Consider the following 16,510-nt stretch of genomic DNA (forward strand, 5'->3'; position numbering starts at 1 on the left):
GGCGGGGATCCTGATTGAAAAGGTGTGGATTGCAATGAAAAAGTTTGTTTTGATTCCGGATTCCTTTAAAGGCACGATGAGTTCCGCGGAGGTCTGCCGGATTATGGCGGAGCAGATCGGACGATTTTACTCCGACGCCGAAATCGTCTCCATTCCCGTTGCGGACGGCGGAGAAGGCAGCGTGGACGCTTTTCTGGCTGCGGCGGGCGGTGAAAAGGTTTTCTGCAGGGTCAGCGGGCCTTTCGGAGAAGAAATGGAAAGCTTTTACGGCCTTCTGCCCGGCGGCACGGCGGTGATCGAGATGGCGGCCTGCGCGGGCTTCGCCCTTTCGGAGGGACGGCGCAGGCCGGATCTGGCGACCACCTTCGGGGTGGGTCAGCTGATGAGAAACGCGGCCTCGCGCGGGTGCCGAAAAATTATTGTCGGTCTGGGCGGAAGCTGTACGAACGACGCGGGGGCGGGCGCCGCAGCGGGCGCGGGCGTTAAGTTTTTTAACGCGGACGGAAAAGAGTTCGTCCCGACGGGCGGAACGCTGTCGCGGGTCAGCCGGATCGACGTTTCAGGACTTGACCCCAGACTAAAAGAGGCTGAAATCACAGCGATGTGCGACATCGACAATCCGCTTTACGGGGAAATGGGCGCAGCCTATGTGTTTGCTCCGCAAAAGGGCGCGGACCCTGAAATGGTGCGCGGGCTGGACGGGGAATTGCGGTGCTTTGCCGAAACGGTTCAGCGCGAGCTGCGGCTCGACATTGCTGATATTCCGGGCGCGGGCGCGGCCGGAGGCATGGGCGCGGGGATGGCGGCTTTTTTTGGGGCGGAGCTGAAAATGGGGATTGAAACGGTGCTGGATACCGTTGCCTTTGACCGTATCGCACAGGACGCCGACCTGGTTTTCAGCGGAGAGGGAAGGCTGGATTCCCAAAGCCTGCGCGGCAAAGTAGTCGCAGGTGTGGCCGCGCGGACCAAAAAGCTCGGCGTCCGGCTGATCGCGGTTGTCGGGGACATCGGCGACGACATTCAGCCGGTCTATGACAGGGGGGTGTCGGCCGTGTTCAGCATCAACCGCGTGGCGGTAGATTTCAGCAAGGCGAAAAAAAGGAGCACAAACGACCTTGCTCTGACCATGGAAAACCTGATGCGTCTGTTCAGCCAAATGAAACTTTAATGCGCTGAACGCAGTTTTCGCAAAAGGGTGCCGCCCCTCGAAACCGGGGGGCGGCGGAAGAAAGAGAAGTATTATGAAAAAAGTAATATCGTAAAGCCTTTTCGCAAGGCGCTTGCTGTTTGTCTGCGGGCCTGTGGTCCGGTATTCCGTCCTTCACCGCCGGCCTGCTGCAGTATTTTTTCTTCTTTTCACATTTTGATTGGAACATTTATAGTATGAATGGAAATTATGTCTTGTCGGTGAACCGCGTTTGAAGTTTTTTAGAAGATTCTGTGAAAAAATAAGCGGCCCCTTTTTCCCTCCGCCATCGACATCTAAATGCTTACCTGAATTTCCCACATAACGCCCCTATTTCCTAAAAAGTCTTGACATTCGTTTCCGGGTATGGTATTATAATCGAGCGCTTTAAAAATGCTGGCGTAGCTCAGTTGGTAGAGCAGCTGATTTGTAATCAGCAGGTCGGGGGTTCAAGTCCGTCTGCCAGCTCCAATTTCAGCGAAAAAGGAGCTTTGCTTTTTCCAACAAGGCTCCACATATGGGAGAGTTCCAGAGCGGTCAAATGGGGCAGACTGTAAATCTGTTGCCTTACGGCTTCGATGGTCCGAATCCATCCTCTCCCACCAAGGAAAAACCCGCATGATTTCTAGAATCATGCGGGTTTTCAGTCTGAAGACAAAGTATCGAAATCAGGTACTTTGTCTTTTTTTAGTGCTTGAGAAATGGTAAAATATAAACAGGTGATAAAAATGTTGAACGAAAAAAAGTAATGACATTCGGAAACAAGTCGGCTTTTACCGCATGGAAGATCTGGTACCGAAAGAGCGTGTATTGAGGAAAATAGATAAAGCGATTGATTTCAGCTTCATATATGAGCGTGGCAGCGCGTTTTCATTCAATACCTTGCTCATGTTGCCGGGTAATCATGTGGACTTTACAACGTGACCGGGCCGGAGATGATAAGCAAGCGCACAGGCGTTTGACTGCGATTACCGGAAAATGACGGAGCTGTTTCAAAAAGTCACGGAGGTAATACGCCAGCTTTTCCGGTATCAGATCCATAGGAGTACCGATCAGGAAATGATCCTCCTGCCGGAGCTTGTCAAACGTCTCTTCTGAAAATGCTATAATAATATTGGTAAAGGAGGGGAATCCGATGGATCGTGTGGAGAAACTGATCGGAGAAATCAACGGCACAATGGCAATAGAAGGAATGCCCCTGACTGAGGAAGACCGCGATATGCTTCGCAGGTGCATTACCGGTAAAACCACTCCGGATGAGGAAATCAAACGGCTGGTGAAAAAGTATTCGGTAGTGCCGGAGAGATAAAATGAATGAAAATTGTCAATATGATTATGAATGGGATAGCAGCTACTGTTATCCCTCTTCTTTTACCCTGAAGAACAAACTGAATATTACCGACGCGAAACAGCTAAACGAAGTTGAGCGTAAAATGACGGCACTTTGAATCTACACTTTGCAGACAAATCCGGTTAAGGGCGCGTTCGATTTAAAGACGGCCATATGGAAAAGATTTTCACCGGAGAGGAATCCGTGGATGACGGACTTCTCGCCGCGAAGCGGGAAGGGGATGTGTGGCTGAAAGGCAGCGGACCGGCGGTTTGACAAGAACCATATTGTGCATGCGAATTCCTACAGAACCATGAGGCCGGAAGAGCTTTTCTATTTGCACAAGCAAATTGCACAAACCAACAGCCTAAAAACAAGAAATGCGTCTTAAAACGGCTTCGAAGCCGGATTAAGACGCATTTTATATGCAGGATTTTGTAAGAGGCTGTTTTGCAACAAGGTCCTTTCTTAATAGGTGACGCAGATTTCCAGGCCGTGATTGGCGGAATCCACCACGTAAGAAACGTTTTCGGGGCTTTTACCGGACTGCCTGCACGCCTGCTGCAAATAGGTTTTCATCTTATACGGGGATGCGGAGACCAGCCCGTTCACGACAGAAGTAAACTTCGGGCCGGCGTCAATATAGAATGCAACCGTTGGGTCGGATTCGGCAAGGTCGGCGGAAAGCTGCTGAACCACGGTGCTGTCACCGGCATTGCCCAAATCCGTGATCTTAATCCCTTTTACCACATAGTAATTTTCCGCAGTCGACTGGCAGGCGGGAAGAAACAGATTGACCTGTGAGTTTGCCGCGGCAAGCTGCTGCTCCGTCAGGGAGGAATAAGCGGGAGAGATTTTATGGGTTTGCCGGATGACCTGGTCGGTGACGTTGAAATAATTGTAGATCGGCTGATTCCCATCGCACCACGTCAGGTCAAGATGATACCAGTTTTCCCCGATGCTGACGGCGTTCCACATGTGTCCGACTCCGTTGCTGGAGCCTCGGATCAGCGTGCAGTGCAGTCCCAGATAACTTGAAAGCAGTTCCATTGCGCGGGAGTACCCTTCGCAGACCACGTGGCCGTCCATCAAAGCCCCGTAGGCCGTAAACGCCTGCCAGATGCTTGTGTCTTCTACTGCGGCGTCGTTGTAGCTGCAGTTTTTGGTCAGATAGTCGTACAGGGCCTCTTCCCGGTCAAATTCGCTCAGCCCGGCCGGGACGGATTGAATTACCTGCTGCAGCTTGCTGTTCAGCGCGTTGACCGCCTCGCGGCAGCCATCGGCGGAGAGAACGGAAAAAAGCTGTAAAATTGATGAATCGCCGTCATATCCGTAGGAGAATACGTTTGTGAGCCAGAACACCTCCGGATGATCGTTTGTATATGCCAGAAATACTTTCTGCAGCCGTGACTGGTCCAGCTTTGCCGTCAGTACGATCTGGCCGACCGGGTAGTATCCGCTGACGGACTGGTTGGACACCTGATAGGCCGCGTTGTCGATATACTCGTAAAGGGTTCGTTCCGAATCCGACGACAGGGCCCGGTAGCCGTAGTCCTGTTTTACAAAAGAATAGGCCGGCCGGGCGTCCGCTGATGCCAGATATTTATTCAGGGTGATCCGCGTACCTCCCGGGACGTCCGCGCTGGAGGTGATTTCCCGGATTGCCTGATAGGCTTTGTCGTCTTGTCCGGATCCGTTCGCGCCGCCGCCTTCCGTTCTGGCGACCGAGCTTGTGGAAAAAGGTACCGCGGCCTGTACGGAAGCCGATGCCGTCAAAGAGCCGCCGGCTCCTGGAAGGAATCCCGGTAAGCCCGAGATGGAAGAGATGAGAAGAAAGGCCGAGAAACAGCCGGCAGCCGCGGCTCTGCATTTTTGAAAGCGCATTCAGAGTTCCCCCAATTTTCAATTCACATCATAAATTATACCATATCATTCCAGCGTTTCAAATGAGTATTCCATGAAAAATGTGTAAATTGTTTTGAATTCCTCAAAGCCAAAAACCCACGACAAGATCATAGCCGGGGTGGGAGGAAGGCGCAGTTTTGCCGCGCAGCGGAACGTTTGCCTTTGCGTCCCCCGGGATGACAAATGAATTGCCAGATCGGCATCGGCGCGTCCGCATTGCGGACGCGTTTTCCATCGGTAAAAATTGCCGGACCGCTTTCATCGGGTCCTCATAATAAATTCATTCCCCCGTCACAAACATAGGGTACCCTACAGGAAAGCGAAAGCGAGGTGGATCTCGATGCTGAGAAAGAAATATCTTAAAAACATGACTCAATTTATCAGCTATCTTGTGGTCGGCGGCGGTGCGACGGTTGTGGAATGGGCGCTGTTCTTTCTGTTTGTGTACCCAATGAAGTGGGACCAGAACGCGGGCTTTACCGTTGCCTATCTCATTTCGACCTTTGTCAATATGATTCTGGGCAGACTGCTGACCTTTCGAAATGCCAGCGTGGTCAATCAAAGTAACAGTGCGGTCCGGAATTTTTTGAAGGAAGCCGCGCTGATTTATCTGGTGGCGGCAGTTGGATGTGTCCTGAATCTTCTGTTCCTGAACCTCTTTACGGACTTTTTCGGGATGGATTCCATGACTGCCAAAATATTGACGACCGGAATTATGCTGATTGGGAACTATCTTGCCAGAAAGCTTGGCATTTACCGTAAAAATACCCAAACGGCGGCCGCACCTACTCATCTTGATTGCAAACCTGAAATCGACCGGAAAGGGTAGAAAATATGAAAACTGTTCGAAAGTACCGCGAGGCGGTTCTGCTGTCGCTGATCCTGCTTCTGGCGGCTTTTCTGTCCGTCTATAACATCTGGAACCTCGGCTATGGCAATGAATTTTACGCGGCCAGCGTAAAGAGTATGCTGACCGGCTGGAAAAACTTCTTCTTCGCCTCTCTGGACCCGGGGGGGTGGATCACGGTGGACAAGCCTCCTGTCTCCCTGTGGGTGCAAACGGCTTTTGCCAAAGTGTTCGGATTTTACGGCTGGAGCATCATTTTGCCGCAGTGCCTCGCAGCGGTTGCCGCGGCGGCGATCATTTATCATGTCGTCAAACGTCATTTCGGGAGCGCGGCGGGGCTGATTTCAGCTTTGGTGCTGGCCCTTTCACCGATCTTTATCGTTGTCAGCAAAACGAACAACACCGATTCGGTGCTGATTTTCTTTATGGTGCTTTCCGCGTGGGCCATGATGGCGGCTTCCGACCGGGGACAGCTTCGCTGCCTGATTCTTTCCATGGTTTTTCTGGGAATTGCGTATAACGCAAAAACACTGGAGGCGTTTCTGATCCTCCCCGCGCTTTATGCCGTTTACTTTTTCGGAACCAAGATCAAATGGAGAAAGAGAATCTGGCATCTCGCGGTGGCAACGCTTGTCCTGCTAGTGGTTTCGCTGTCCTGGTCGGTGGCGGTGGACCTGACCCCGGCAAGCGAGCGGCCGTATGTCGACAACAGCACGAACAATTCCGAACTGGAGCTCGCCTTGGGCTATAACGGAATCCAGCGGATCACGGGGCAGAACCGGGGAAGCTCCGGTTCTGCCGGTACGAATGGAGAGATGACAAGCCCTCCGGGTATGACGGATGACGGCGGTCAGCCGGGCCAGCCCGGCGAGGAGGGAACCTCCGGCGGCGCGCAGGACGGGCAGATATCTATGTCTTCGCCGTCTTTGCCGGACCAAACTTCTGACGGTACAAACGGCACGGAGCAATCGGGCGATGCTTCGTCCCGCGCGGACGGGCGCGACAGCACGGATGGCGGAGGCTTTGAAAAAGGAGGCGCAAACGGCTTTGCGGGCGGCCCCGGCGGCAACGGGGGCGGCGGAGGCATGTTCAACGGCGGCGGAAGCGCCGGACTTCTGCGTATGTTCAACACGACTCTCGGCGGTCAGGACAGCTGGCTGCTTCCGTTCGGAGCGTTTTCCGTTCTGGCGATGCTGCTGGGAATGCGGAATGCCGAGGAAGAGCGGCGCAGGAAGCTGCTGCGCGGAGTCTTGATGTGGGGCGGCTCCGTCGTCACCATGGTCGGCTACTTCAGCGTGTCCGAATTCTTTCATCCTTATTACATTTCCGCGATGGCGCCTTTCCTCGCGGCGCTGACCGGCATCGGCGCGGTGGAATTGTGGAAGCTGTACCGCCGCGGCGGTGCGTCCGGCTGGCTGCTTCCGGCGGCTTTTGCTTCGACGCTTGCCGTACAGGCCGCAATGCTCGTGTCCTATCAGGGCTACTCCAAAATTCTGATTCCGCTGATCTGTGCCGTTACTGGAATACCGGCAGTTCTTCTGGTTGCTCTGCGGGCTTTCGGAAAAAACACGGGCGGCACTCTGGCGGCTGCCTGTGTCACGCTCGGCTTTGCAGGGCTGCTGATCGCGCCGGCCGTATGGACCGGATATTCGGTGTTCAGTAATCAAATGAACACCTCAATTCCGTCGGCAGGTCCGTCCGCGGAAGGCGCTTCAATGTTCGGGCAGGGCGGCGGCGGCCGGCAGTGGTCGGGCGGAAATACGTCTGAAGAGGACCGGCGCGACGGCCGGACGGACACGGAAAGCCAAGACGGCGGTACTCATTTCGGCGGAAGCTTCGGGAATCAGGAAAGCAGTTCCTCCGACTCGGCGCTGATCAGCTTTTTGGAACAGAACAATACCGGCGAAAAATATCTGGTCGCGGTTCAAAGCGCCAGTGAAGCGGAACCGATCATATTGGCAACCGGCAAGCCGGTCATGGCGGTCGGTGGATTCAGCGGGACCAATCGGTCGCTGACGGTGGAAAAGCTGGAGCAAATGGTGAAGTCCGGCGAATTGAAGTATTATCTGGTGGGAGGAAGAGGCGGCATGAGCGGCGATTCCTCCGATGAAGTGACCAAGTGGGTCGAAGAGCATGGCACGGCGGTGGATTCCACCGTGTGGAGTTCTTCCTCCGGTTCGGGTATGGAGGGCGGCGGTTCCCAGACGCTATACGACCTGTCGGGTTATCAAAAGGGATAACTCAAAGGCGGCTGAATGAAAAAAAGGGGCCGATTAGAACAGCTTTGTAAAAAGCATTGCATAAAAACGCGCCTTGATTCAGCTGAATCAAGGCGCGTTTTCTATGGGGCTTTATTTCTTTCTGTGGGTTGACGCGGCAAAAATCCCTTGTCCCGGTTGGCTATTTGTCGCTGTTCAGAGCGCTTAGATACCAGTATATGGTCGGCTCGGAGCATTTAAGCTGTTTTGCGGCCTGACTGACGGCGCCCTTTAATAAAAAAAATCCACGCTTGTTCAAAATGTCCACGATGTGCATCTTTTCCGCCTGGGTTAAACGATCCGTGTACAAGATACCGCTGCCCGGAAGGCAGCTTTCCAATACGGTTTCAATCATTTCGGCAACCGTTTCGGGAAAGCTTTCAACCGCTCCGGACAGCGCGTCCGGCACGTCGGGGAGGGGGCCTTCCGGCTCTTTGAGCGTTTCCTGCCGGATATTGCACAGCTCCAGTATTTTTTGGCTGACGTCGGTAAAGCGGGAAGCGTCGAAATTGATACACAGCATGCCGATCAGGCTGCCGTTTTCATCCTTGATGAAAATGGTGGAAGACCGCAGCACTTTGCCGGACTTCGAAATTCCTTTATAATTCAGGACATAATCGTTGGTTTCGTAAACCTTATCTTTAATCATCTTCAGCGCAAAATCGGTTATGGGCGCGCCGACCTTTCTGCCGCTGATGTGACCGTTTGCAATCGCGATGATGGACTGGCTGTCGGAGCTGATTTCATGGAGCGCGATTTCATAGTCCGGGCCGAGAACATTCCCCAAAAATTCGACAAGAATGCCATAATTCTTTAGAAGCTTTGAACTGGTCGATTTCATGGTTTCCTCCCGATTCAAAAAATAGGGAACAACACCGCGGGATGTGTTATTCTCTACTAGAAAGGATAGCACGATGAGACGGAGGATGCAACAAATTTATTAGAAATCGGCGATAATTATTTATTAAAAGCGCATTCTAACCGCACAAAATCGTAAATTTAAATAAAAATCGTCTTTTTTAGCCGAAAGTATTGACATTTTATTATTATAATGATAAATTATTATTACAATAAAAAAGAAGGAGAGCGGTTACAACGCAGAAAATCATTCATACGGAAGACGCTCCAAAGGCGATCGGCCCTTATTCCCAGGCAACAGGATTTGAAAAACTGATCTTCACTTCAGGGCAGCTTCCCCTGAATCCGCGCACGGGAAAATTTGTCAATGGAGGAATCGAAGAGCAGACGCGCCAGTCCCTGATGAATCTGAAGGCGGTTCTCGCCGCGGACGGTTCCGATTTCAGCCATGTTATAAAAACAAATGTCTTTCTGAACAGCATGGACGACTTTGCGGCGATGAACAGGGTCTATGCGGAGTTTTTCACAGGCGAATTCCCGGCAAGATCGGCGGTTCAGGTTGCGAAGCTGCCCATGGGAGCGCTGGTTGAGATTGAAGCGGTAGCGTGCCGCTCCGATGCGGATTAACGGATTGAGAAAGAAATACGAAAGAAAGGATGTGCTGCTGAAATGGATAAACAAAAGATTATTGACATTTTGAACAGTGAGATGGAACTGGCGACAGGGTGTACGGAGCCTGCGGCGATTGCTTTCACCGCTGCCGTAGCCGCCGAACACCTGAGCGGAAAACAGGTGGAAAGCGTCTGCGTTCGGGCAAGCGGAAACATGATTAAAAACGCGATGGCCGCGGGCATCCCCGGAACCAACTATACGGGAATGGAGTACGCCGCCGGAATCGGCGCTTTGGGCGGTGACCCGAGCAAAAAGCTCCAGGTCATTTCGGGGGTGGACCCGGCGGTGTATTCCGCGGCGCAAAAATTGGTGGAATCCGGGAAAATAACCGTTGAAGTTGCGGACACGCCTGAAAAGCTGTATGTCGATGTTACGGTCGAAAGCGGGGAAGACTCTGCCCGGGCGGTAATTTCCGGCGCGCACACCAACATTGTTCTGGTGCAGGAAAATGGAAAGACGGTCTTTGAAAACAAGGACGGAACCGGGCCGACCGGAGGAATCGGCCCGGAGGAAATCAAAAACACTCTGTCGGTTCAAAAAATCTATGAGTTTGTGCAGCAGATCGACCCGGAAAACGATCCGCTGGACATCATCCGGCAAAGCATTTCCGTGAACACGGCCATTTCGGAAGAGGGGCTTAAAAATGACTATGGCCTGAAAATCGGAAGAACCGTCCGGGAGGAACTGGAAAACGGAATGATCGGCAACGACATGGTTTCAAACGCCGTCTGTGTAACCACGGCCGCCGCCGACGCCAGAATGGCGGGCGCCCCGTTTGCGGTGGTCTCTAACTCCGGGAGCGGAAACCAGGGCATCACAACAACCATGCCGGTCGTCGCCACGGCAAAATGGTTGAAGGCCGGGGAGGACCGGATGCTCCGCGCGGTCACCTTGAGTAACCTGATCGCCATTTACATTAAATCCAAATTCGGCAGGCTTTCCGCACTGTGTGGAGCAACGGTAGCCGCGACCGGAGCGGCGTGTGGAATCACCTATTTGATGGGAGGGGATTTAAAGGCCATTGGATTTGCCATACAGAACATGATCGGCAATGTGACCGGTATGCTGTGTGACGGTGCAAAAGCGGACTGCGCGCTGAAAATCAGCACATGTACCAACGCCGCGATGCAAGCCGCTTTTATGGCGATGAAAGGGCTGTGCGTACAGAAAACCGACGGTATCGTTGAAAATGATGTTGAAAAATCCATCGATAATTTTGCGACACTTGGAAACAAGGGCTCGTCGGGGATGGATCCGCTGGTGCTCGACATGATGCTGCATAAGCGGAAAAAGCAGCTTTCTTGAAATGTAAATGGATTTCTTGGTAAATTGATTCAGTTAGGGCATGTTTGAAAAAACATTTGAGATTGTAACATTTCACCAAAATACAGATCGAAGAAAGTAAAAAGGACGCAAAGACTCTGAATGCCTAATTTTCTGAAAGAAGCACTTAATTATACCATTTTCGGGCAACTTTTCTTTTTCAAACACACCCTAGTTCAACGGGCGGATAAAGACAAAATAACAAGGGGAATAAGAGGAGTGAGCTGTATGAAAAGGCTTTTGAGCAGTCTGCCGTTCAAACTATTGTTGGGCGTTGCTTTGGGTGTTGCAGTTGGACTGATTGCCAATGAAGCGTTCATGAATTTTGTCGTTACAGTCAAGTATGTTCTTAGCGAAGTAATTAATTTTTGTGTCCCTCTAATTATAATCGGTTTTATAGCGCCTTCCATTACAAAACTTGGTTCAAACGCCTCGCGGATGCTAGCAGTAGCTGTTGTGATTGCTTATGCATCGTCTATTGGTGCAGCGTTGATGTCGATGGGAGCTGGATTTGGAATTATTCCGACTATGGATATTTCAAGTCGTGCCGAGGACCTGAAATCATTGCCGAAGGTTATTTTTCAGCTGTCGATTCCGCAAGTCATGCCGGTTATGAGTGCACTGGTCTTATCAATTTTTCTGGGTTTGGCGGCCGTTTGGACAAAAGCAGAGACAACGATTCGGCTGCTTGATGAATTCCAGAATATCGTTCTGCAGATTGTCACAAAAATCGTCATTCCCATTCTTCCTTATTTTATCGCCGCCACATTCTGCACACTTGCTTACGAGGGAAGTATCACCAAACAAATTCCAATTTTTCTGGAAGTAATCATCATCGTTATGATTGGGCATTATATCTGGTTAACGTTATTATATGCAGTTTCCGGTGCATATTCAAAGCAAAATTCTTTTAAAGTAATAAAATATTATGGGCCGGCCTATCTCACAGCGCTTGGAACAATGTCGTCAGCAGCGACTCTGGCGGTTTCTCTGAAGTGTGCACATAAGTCTCCGGTTCTTCGCAGCGATATGGTCGATTTCGGGATTCCGCTGTTTGCCAATATTCATTTATGCGGTTCGGTCCTAACGGAAGTATTCTTTGTTATGACCATTTCCAAGGTCTTGTATGGTAAGCTGCCAACTTTGGGATCTATGGTATTATTTTGCCTGTTGCTTGGTGTTTTCGCGCTGGGAGCACCCGGAGTTCCAGGAGGCACGGTCATGGCGTCTCTGGGTTTGATTACCGGTGTGCTTGGATTTGATGCAACTGGAACTGCTTTGATGGTGACGATATTCGCATTGCAGGATAGTTTTGGAACGGCCTGTAATGTTACTGGTGACGGTGCGTTGACTTTGATTTTGACAGCCTATGCTGACCGTCACATCAGGGACGAAATTCAGCATCCTGTTTTTAACGATAGTCTGTCAAGATCTTAAACTTAACCGCTTTGCATCGGGGCGCGGCTTTTTACGCTCAATTTGCGAAAGACTATCTGGACGAAAAATGAAAAGCGGCATAATTCGAATGCCGCAAATGGTTGCCGATGCTGCCCCGGATGATTGAATCGCGGCAGCTTTTTTGCTGGGGACGACTGTAAACGGCGGGCCAAACGACGACTGTTTTGGAACGTTGGGCTTAACCGGAATTTTTGCCGTGTGTGCCTTGAGTGTTCCGACGGATGAAAGGAATAAATGTGATTCAATCTGGAGCTAAATTCCTTCATAAAGAAGACACCTTTTCTTCACAGAATTAACAGAATGATCGGGTATATTAAAACCAGCGTCAATGGAGGTGGTTGTTAATGTACTGCAATGAATTTGGTTTGGGCGGATACGGTTACGGCGGGTTTGGATTTGGAGGAATTGCCATAGATGATCGGTTTTTTACTCATCCTTGGACTGGCGATTTATTTCATATATCAATCTGGGCGGCGCGCGGTTCCTTCAAAAGCGGCGGTTTTTGAGGAAATTTACCCCGGAGCCCTTGCAATTTTGAACGAACGCTTCGCAAGAGGCGAAATCGGTGAGGAAGAGTACCGGTCCAGAAACAACCAGATTTTAAAGCATTAAAAAAACAGGGATTCGCCGTCCATTCGGGGAACCCCTGTTTTTGTGGGTGTATTTATATTTTGACAAGCTCGTAATCGCGGCTTCCAAGGCCCATTTTCACCGCGTGGTCAATCATGACGTTCCAGTCGGTTGTGGGATGAATATCCTTGAAATGATCATGGTGCGAGTTTCCTCTTTTTTCCAGTAAGCTGCCGGGAATGACGGGCTGGCTGTTGACGGCCTGCGTGCAGGCCAGGTCGAGCGCAACGGGGTCAAACGAGGCGAACATGCCGACGTTCGGCACAATCGGAATGTCGTTTTCCGCGTGGCAGTCGCAGAAAGGAGATACGTCTACGACCAGACTGATATGGAATTGGGGGCGGTCGTGCAGCACCGCGTAGGAGTATTCCGCGATTTTCTTATTCAGGATGTCGTTGGATTCGTCGGAAGCGGGCAGAACCGCGTCCGTCGGGCAGGCACCGATGCATCTCCCGCAGCCGACGCACAGATCGTGGTTGATGGACGCTTTTCGGTTTTCAATGGAGATGGCGCCGTGCGCGCAGTTCTTTTTGCAGGAACCGCAGCCGACGCAGGACTCCTGATTCACATGGGGCTTGCCGCTGCTGTGCATTTCCATTTTTCCCGCGCGGGAGCCGCAGCCCATGCCGATATTTTTCAGGGTTCCGCCGATGCCGGTGGATTCATGGACTTTAAAGTGGGTGAGAGAAATGAATACGTCGGCATCCATAATCGCTCGACCGATTTTTGCTTCCGTCACATATTCCCCACCCCGCACAGGGACAAGCGCCTCGTCGGTCCCCTTGAGTCCGTCCGCGATCAGAACGTGGCATCCGGTGGAAAAAGGAGAGAATCCGTTGCCGTAGGCGGAATCCAGATGGTCCAGGGCGTTTTTGCGCCCCCCCACATAAAGCGTGTTGCAGTCGGTTAAAAACGGCTTGCCGCCGAGCTCCCGCACAACGTCCGCGACCACCTTTGCGTAATTCGGGCGAAGAAAAGCGAGATTGCCCGGCTCGCCGAAATGTATTTTGATCGCGGCATATTTCCTGTCGAAATCAATCTGTCCGATTCCAGCCGACTTGATCAGCCTTTTCAGCTTTTGAAGAAGGTTTTCGGTCAATGTCGCGTGCATATCGGTGAAATACACCTTTGATTTTTCCATTCTCAATCCTCCGTGCATTTTATTTAAAAATTGTCTGACGGCCGGTGCGAGGCCGCATTGGCGGGTCTTTTCTGTAATTGACATTATAGCATTGATGATTTATTATGAAAAGTAGTTACATAAAAGTTACCATTGAAATTGGGAGGCAGGATTTGAAAATCGAGCGGGTTTTAGAGGAAAATATCTGTGAATGCCCGGCGGGGCTGGAATGCTCCATCGAGAAAACGCTGGAGGTCCTGGACGGGAAATGGATGTTTCTGATCATCCGGGACTTATTTGACGGGGTAAAGCGGTTCGGCGAGCTGAAAAAATCTCTTGAGGGGATCAGCCCGAAGACGCTTTCGGTGCGTTTAAAGGAACTGGAAGCGAAGGGAGTCGTCCTGAGAACCGCATATCCAACGGTGCCGCCGACGGTGGAGTATACGCTGACGGAAAAGGGGAACAGCCTGAAACCCATTATTATCGCCATGAAGCTGTGGGGCGCGAAATGGGGCTGAGGCGCGCATAAAAAAACAGCCGCGGTTGCCGAAACCGCGCTGCCTCTTCATTGATCCGTTTATTTTACAAGACTTTTGGTGTAATAATGCCTCGTTCCGGAAACGGGGTATTCTTTCAGAACAAATTTCTCCACGTAGCCCAGTTTTTCATAAAATCGAGGAGCCTGGAATCCAAACGTATTCAAAAAAACATATTTGCAGCCGCGTTCCATTGCGAAAGATTCCGCTTTCTGAACCAATTCCGTTCCAATCTTCCGGCCGCGCATTTTTTCACTGACCCATAAATATTCAACTTCCAGCCAGTTCCCGTGGGTATCGCCGATTAAACCGGCGGTTTTGTTTCCGCTCTCGTCTTCCAGAAAAATTGCCAGGTCCCTTGCGTCTTTATTTTCAAGATGCGCTAGGTTATAGCGGAGCAATTCGCGGAATATTTCGTCTTTCTCCTGTGGGGAGGGGGACTCTGTCAATCTGTAATTCATAAGAACCTCTTTCCGGAACTTCAGTGATGATTTATTATATCACGTAGCCCGGTAGAAAGAAAGAACAGCCTGCGCCGGCGGGTTCTCGCCGGCCGCCCCCAACGAAAACGGCAGCCCGGCCGCAGGGGTCGGACTGCCGTTTTGTGTCATTAGGTCAAAATAGATGCAGGTTTTAGGTGGATAATAAACGCTTGAAATTCTCAAATGCAATGTATGAAAGATTTTGATAACCTAATACTGATTCAATTGCTGCATATGCGTCTTTTAATAATATAGGGGAATAGATTTTCTTATTAACTTTTGTAAAAGGGCCATCGCTTTCAATGAGTATTCTATCTTTAGGAATAGACCTCACTCTTTCAATCTGTTTTGAAGATACTATCATGTGCGTATTTAATGAAAAATAGCATCCTACATCTACTAATGCCTTGAGCTGCTCCTCATTACCAGTAAACCAGTGTACAATACATTTGTTAGGCCTAATTCTATCTATTATTTCAATAACTTTGTCTTCTGAATTTCGAACATGTATTGAAGTAAGTTTGTTGTATTGTTTTGCTAGTTCAATTATTGTAGTGAAATTATCTAGTTGTATTTTCTCAGAGCCTGCATACTTTACTGATAAATCCACACCAACCTCTCCAATGTAATCAGTTCTATTTATACATTGTCTAAAATCTCGTATTGATAACTTGTTAGATGCAATTTCTTGAGGATGAAACCCTAATGCAAACTTTATAAACTTAGTCTCGGGATATAATTTTAGACATGATAGAAATACTCCCGGTGAATTAGTAACGCAAAGAGTGTATTGTTCAAGGCTATTTATCAGTGAATATATTTGACTATGATCTTTGTAAAAATCTAAATGAAAATGTGTGTCAATTAACTTACTCATCAATTCAGACCTATATATTCTTTCATATCTTGGCTTTTAGAAAATAGTTGAATTAAGTCATTCATGGTATTCTTATATACTTGTAGAAACAGCTCTATTTCCTCACTTGTAAGATTTCCACTACACATTATTAACCTCTTCAATTCGGCATCATCTGATTGGATGTATTTATAAACCGATGCAATAACAGCTTTTAAATCATTAATCTTATTTCCTGAAGAGTACTGTCTTATAAATTCCAGATCGATACTATCATAACTGTAGAGCCTACTATCATCTTGAATATCCAGTAAAGAGCTTCGTCTTATTAAACAAGGATAACAATATCCGCAGTTTTTAGGATATGTACGATCTCCATCCCGTTTCCATCTTGGTAGGCAAGGATGGGAGCAAGAGATAGTAAGGTCAGCACCGGTAGAGAATAACGGCATATCCTTTACGCGATTAACTATTTCTCTTTTTGTCATATATGCAAAAAAGTTAATTACTTCATTCTCTATATTGACGATTTGCAAAATCTTGACCTGAGCCCCGAAAACTGAGCCAATAGAAAAGTTAGTCACAATATGATAAAATGCAGATGGAGTGATTAACATGAAGAAACGGTTCAGCGAGGAACAGATCATCAGGATTCTAAAAGAACATGAAGCAGGTAAAAAAGCGACGGATATTGTTCGAGAATATAATATTTCTGAACAGACATTTTACCGTTGGAAAAGCAAATACGGCGGGATGGATGTCAGCGAAGCAAAGCATTTAAAGCAACTGGAAGAAGAAAACCGCCAATTAAAAGAACTAGTGGCAAACCTTACTCTGGATAATCACATTCTAAAGAACGTCCTCGCAAAAAACGGATAAAGCCTGCCGAGAAGCGTCACATTGCGGAAGAGATACAGCAAACGTGTCAACGCCGGAACTTTTTTGACCCAAAACGCCGGTCGGAAATGACCCATATCGCCGGTTACATGAGCGCCAGTCACAGTACCGCCGGAATGTCCACCGGCGGTACTGTCTGAACGCCAGCTTTG

The 16,510-nt window shown here is 49.6% G+C and carries 16 protein-coding genes, 2 tRNA genes and 1 pseudogene; 13 read left to right on the forward strand and 6 right to left on the reverse strand.

What is annotated here, in order from left to right; genetic code table 11:
* Positions 1-34: 34 nt before the first annotated feature.
* The 4 genes from CAFE_RS01435 to CAFE_RS01450 all read left to right on the forward strand — a co-directional run bounded on the left by CAFE_RS01435 (position 35) and on the right by CAFE_RS01450 (position 2,495).
* The gene (locus CAFE_RS01435; protein WP_066645970.1) at positions 35-1,168 is read left to right on the forward strand and encodes a glycerate kinase family protein; all 1,134 of its coding nucleotides are present in this window, start codon (positions 35-37) and stop codon (positions 1,166-1,168) included.
* Between the two features lie 413 nt (positions 1,169-1,581).
* Positions 1,582-1,657 (forward strand) — tRNA-Thr (locus CAFE_RS01440).
* 48 nt (positions 1,658-1,705) lie between these two features.
* Positions 1,706-1,791: transfer RNA gene (locus CAFE_RS01445), tRNA-Tyr, on the forward strand.
* 530 nt (positions 1,792-2,321) lie between these two features.
* A complete protein-coding gene (locus CAFE_RS01450) occupies positions 2,322-2,495 on the forward strand; it encodes a hypothetical protein (RefSeq protein WP_156989591.1) in 174 nt (57 codons plus the stop codon).
* Between the two features lie 489 nt (positions 2,496-2,984).
* Here the strand turns inward: CAFE_RS01450 and CAFE_RS01455 are convergent, their stop codons facing one another.
* Positions 2,985-4,292, reverse strand: coding sequence for a transglutaminase domain-containing protein (locus tag CAFE_RS01455; RefSeq protein WP_166525042.1), 1,308 nt, complete (start codon positions 4,290-4,292; stop codon positions 2,985-2,987).
* Between the two features lie 469 nt (positions 4,293-4,761).
* On the opposite strand from CAFE_RS01455, the gene CAFE_RS01460 reads away from it, so the two are divergent.
* Positions 4,762-5,250 (forward strand): GtrA family protein, encoded by a 489-nt coding sequence (locus CAFE_RS01460; RefSeq protein ID WP_066645964.1) that lies wholly within the window; start codon positions 4,762-4,764, stop codon positions 5,248-5,250.
* Positions 5,251-5,255: 5 nt separating this feature from the next.
* Positions 5,256-7,508 carry a glycosyltransferase family 39 protein gene (locus CAFE_RS01465; protein ID WP_156989593.1) on the forward strand — a complete coding sequence of 751 codons (2,253 nt, stop codon included), beginning with the start codon at positions 5,256-5,258 and terminating at the stop codon, positions 7,506-7,508.
* Positions 7,509-7,668: 160 nt separating this feature from the next.
* On the opposite strand, the gene CAFE_RS01470 is transcribed toward CAFE_RS01465, so the two are convergent.
* Positions 7,669-8,367: a helix-turn-helix transcriptional regulator gene (locus CAFE_RS01470; protein ID WP_156989594.1), complete on the reverse strand. Its 699-nt coding sequence runs from the start codon at positions 8,365-8,367 to the stop codon at positions 7,669-7,671.
* A 266-nt stretch (positions 8,368-8,633) separates the two neighbouring features.
* Here CAFE_RS01470 and CAFE_RS01475 point away from each other — a divergent pair, with 266 nt between their 5' ends.
* From CAFE_RS01475 to CAFE_RS20580, 5 genes are all read left to right on the forward strand, one after another.
* On the forward strand, positions 8,634-9,011 hold the full coding sequence (locus CAFE_RS01475; protein WP_413814411.1) for a RidA family protein: 378 nt from the start codon (positions 8,634-8,636) through the stop codon (positions 9,009-9,011).
* 42 nt (positions 9,012-9,053) lie between these two features.
* Positions 9,054-10,361 carry an L-cysteine desulfidase family protein gene (locus CAFE_RS01480; protein ID WP_156989595.1) on the forward strand — a complete coding sequence of 436 codons (1,308 nt, stop codon included), beginning with the start codon at positions 9,054-9,056 and terminating at the stop codon, positions 10,359-10,361.
* Between the two features lie 246 nt (positions 10,362-10,607).
* Entirely contained in the window at positions 10,608-11,816 is a 1,209-nt protein-coding gene (locus CAFE_RS01485; RefSeq protein WP_156989596.1) for a dicarboxylate/amino acid:cation symporter, read from the forward strand.
* 365 nt (positions 11,817-12,181) lie between these two features.
* Positions 12,182-12,343: a hypothetical protein gene (locus CAFE_RS19875; protein WP_233452665.1), complete on the forward strand. Its 162-nt coding sequence runs from the start codon at positions 12,182-12,184 to the stop codon at positions 12,341-12,343.
* A gap of 4 nt (positions 12,344-12,347) precedes the next feature.
* Positions 12,348-12,449 carry an SHOCT domain-containing protein gene (locus CAFE_RS20580; protein WP_413814412.1) on the forward strand — a complete coding sequence of 34 codons (102 nt, stop codon included), beginning with the start codon at positions 12,348-12,350 and terminating at the stop codon, positions 12,447-12,449.
* Positions 12,450-12,501: 52 nt separating this feature from the next.
* Here the strand turns inward: CAFE_RS20580 and CAFE_RS01495 are convergent, their stop codons facing one another.
* The gene (locus tag CAFE_RS01495) at positions 12,502-13,608 is read right to left on the reverse strand and encodes a DUF362 domain-containing protein (RefSeq protein WP_156989598.1); all 1,107 of its coding nucleotides are present in this window, start codon (positions 13,606-13,608) and stop codon (positions 12,502-12,504) included.
* Positions 13,609-13,760: 152 nt separating this feature from the next.
* Here CAFE_RS01495 and CAFE_RS19880 point away from each other — a divergent pair, with 152 nt between their 5' ends.
* A complete protein-coding gene (locus tag CAFE_RS19880) occupies positions 13,761-14,105 on the forward strand; it encodes a winged helix-turn-helix transcriptional regulator (protein WP_267901495.1) in 345 nt (114 codons plus the stop codon).
* Positions 14,106-14,164: 59 nt separating this feature from the next.
* On the opposite strand, the gene CAFE_RS01505 is transcribed toward CAFE_RS19880, so the two are convergent.
* The 3 genes from CAFE_RS01505 to CAFE_RS01515 form a co-directional block, all read right to left on the reverse strand.
* Positions 14,165-14,584, reverse strand: coding sequence for a GNAT family N-acetyltransferase (locus CAFE_RS01505; RefSeq protein WP_066645951.1), 420 nt, complete (start codon positions 14,582-14,584; stop codon positions 14,165-14,167).
* 172 nt (positions 14,585-14,756) lie between these two features.
* Positions 14,757-15,482 carry a TatD family hydrolase gene (locus tag CAFE_RS01510; RefSeq protein ID WP_156989599.1) on the reverse strand — a complete coding sequence of 242 codons (726 nt, stop codon included), beginning with the start codon at positions 15,480-15,482 and terminating at the stop codon, positions 14,757-14,759.
* On the reverse strand, positions 15,482-16,078 hold the full coding sequence (locus CAFE_RS01515; protein WP_156989600.1) for a hypothetical protein: 597 nt from the start codon (positions 16,076-16,078) through the stop codon (positions 15,482-15,484). Before CAFE_RS01515 ends, CAFE_RS01510 begins: the two co-directional genes overlap by 1 nt.
* Here CAFE_RS01515 and CAFE_RS01520 point away from each other — a divergent pair.
* Positions 16,077-16,384 (forward strand): annotated as a pseudogene (locus tag CAFE_RS01520) (transposase); the annotation flags it as partial. The gene CAFE_RS01515 and the pseudogene CAFE_RS01520 overlap by 2 nt on opposite strands.
* Positions 16,385-16,510: the final 126 nt, after the last annotated feature.

Source organism: Caproicibacter fermentans (genome assembly GCF_009746625.1).
GTDB classification, from domain to species: domain Bacteria; phylum Bacillota; class Clostridia; order Oscillospirales; family Acutalibacteraceae; genus Caproicibacter; species Caproicibacter fermentans.

What these genes read in the sequence shown, in the direction of transcription:
- CAFE_RS01435 (WP_066645970.1), top strand. Translation starts at nt 35, where the DNA reads ATGAAAAAGTTTGTTTTGATTCCGGATTCCTTTAAAGGCACGATGAGT.
- CAFE_RS01450 (WP_156989591.1), top strand. Translation starts at nt 2,322, where the DNA reads ATGGATCGTGTGGAGAAACTGATCGGAGAAATCAACGGCACAATGGCA.
- CAFE_RS01460 (WP_066645964.1), top strand. Translation starts at nt 4,762, where the DNA reads ATGCTGAGAAAGAAATATCTTAAAAACATGACTCAATTTATCAGCTAT.
- CAFE_RS01465 (WP_156989593.1), top strand. Translation starts at nt 5,256, where the DNA reads ATGAAAACTGTTCGAAAGTACCGCGAGGCGGTTCTGCTGTCGCTGATC.
- CAFE_RS01470 (WP_156989594.1), bottom strand. Translation starts at nt 8,367, where the DNA reads ATGAAATCGACCAGTTCAAAGCTTCTAAAGAATTATGGCATTCTTGTC.
- CAFE_RS01480 (WP_156989595.1), top strand. Translation starts at nt 9,054, where the DNA reads ATGGATAAACAAAAGATTATTGACATTTTGAACAGTGAGATGGAACTG.
- CAFE_RS01485 (WP_156989596.1), top strand. Translation starts at nt 10,608, where the DNA reads ATGAAAAGGCTTTTGAGCAGTCTGCCGTTCAAACTATTGTTGGGCGTT.
- CAFE_RS19875 (WP_233452665.1), top strand. Translation starts at nt 12,182, where the DNA reads ATGTACTGCAATGAATTTGGTTTGGGCGGATACGGTTACGGCGGGTTT.
- CAFE_RS01495 (WP_156989598.1), bottom strand. Translation starts at nt 13,608, where the DNA reads ATGGAAAAATCAAAGGTGTATTTCACCGATATGCACGCGACATTGACC.
- CAFE_RS01505 (WP_066645951.1), bottom strand. Translation starts at nt 14,584, where the DNA reads ATGAATTACAGATTGACAGAGTCCCCCTCCCCACAGGAGAAAGACGAA.
- CAFE_RS01510 (WP_156989599.1), bottom strand. Translation starts at nt 15,482, where the DNA reads ATGAGTAAGTTAATTGACACACATTTTCATTTAGATTTTTACAAAGAT.
- CAFE_RS01515 (WP_156989600.1), bottom strand. Translation starts at nt 16,078, where the DNA reads ATGTTAATCACTCCATCTGCATTTTATCATATTGTGACTAACTTTTCT.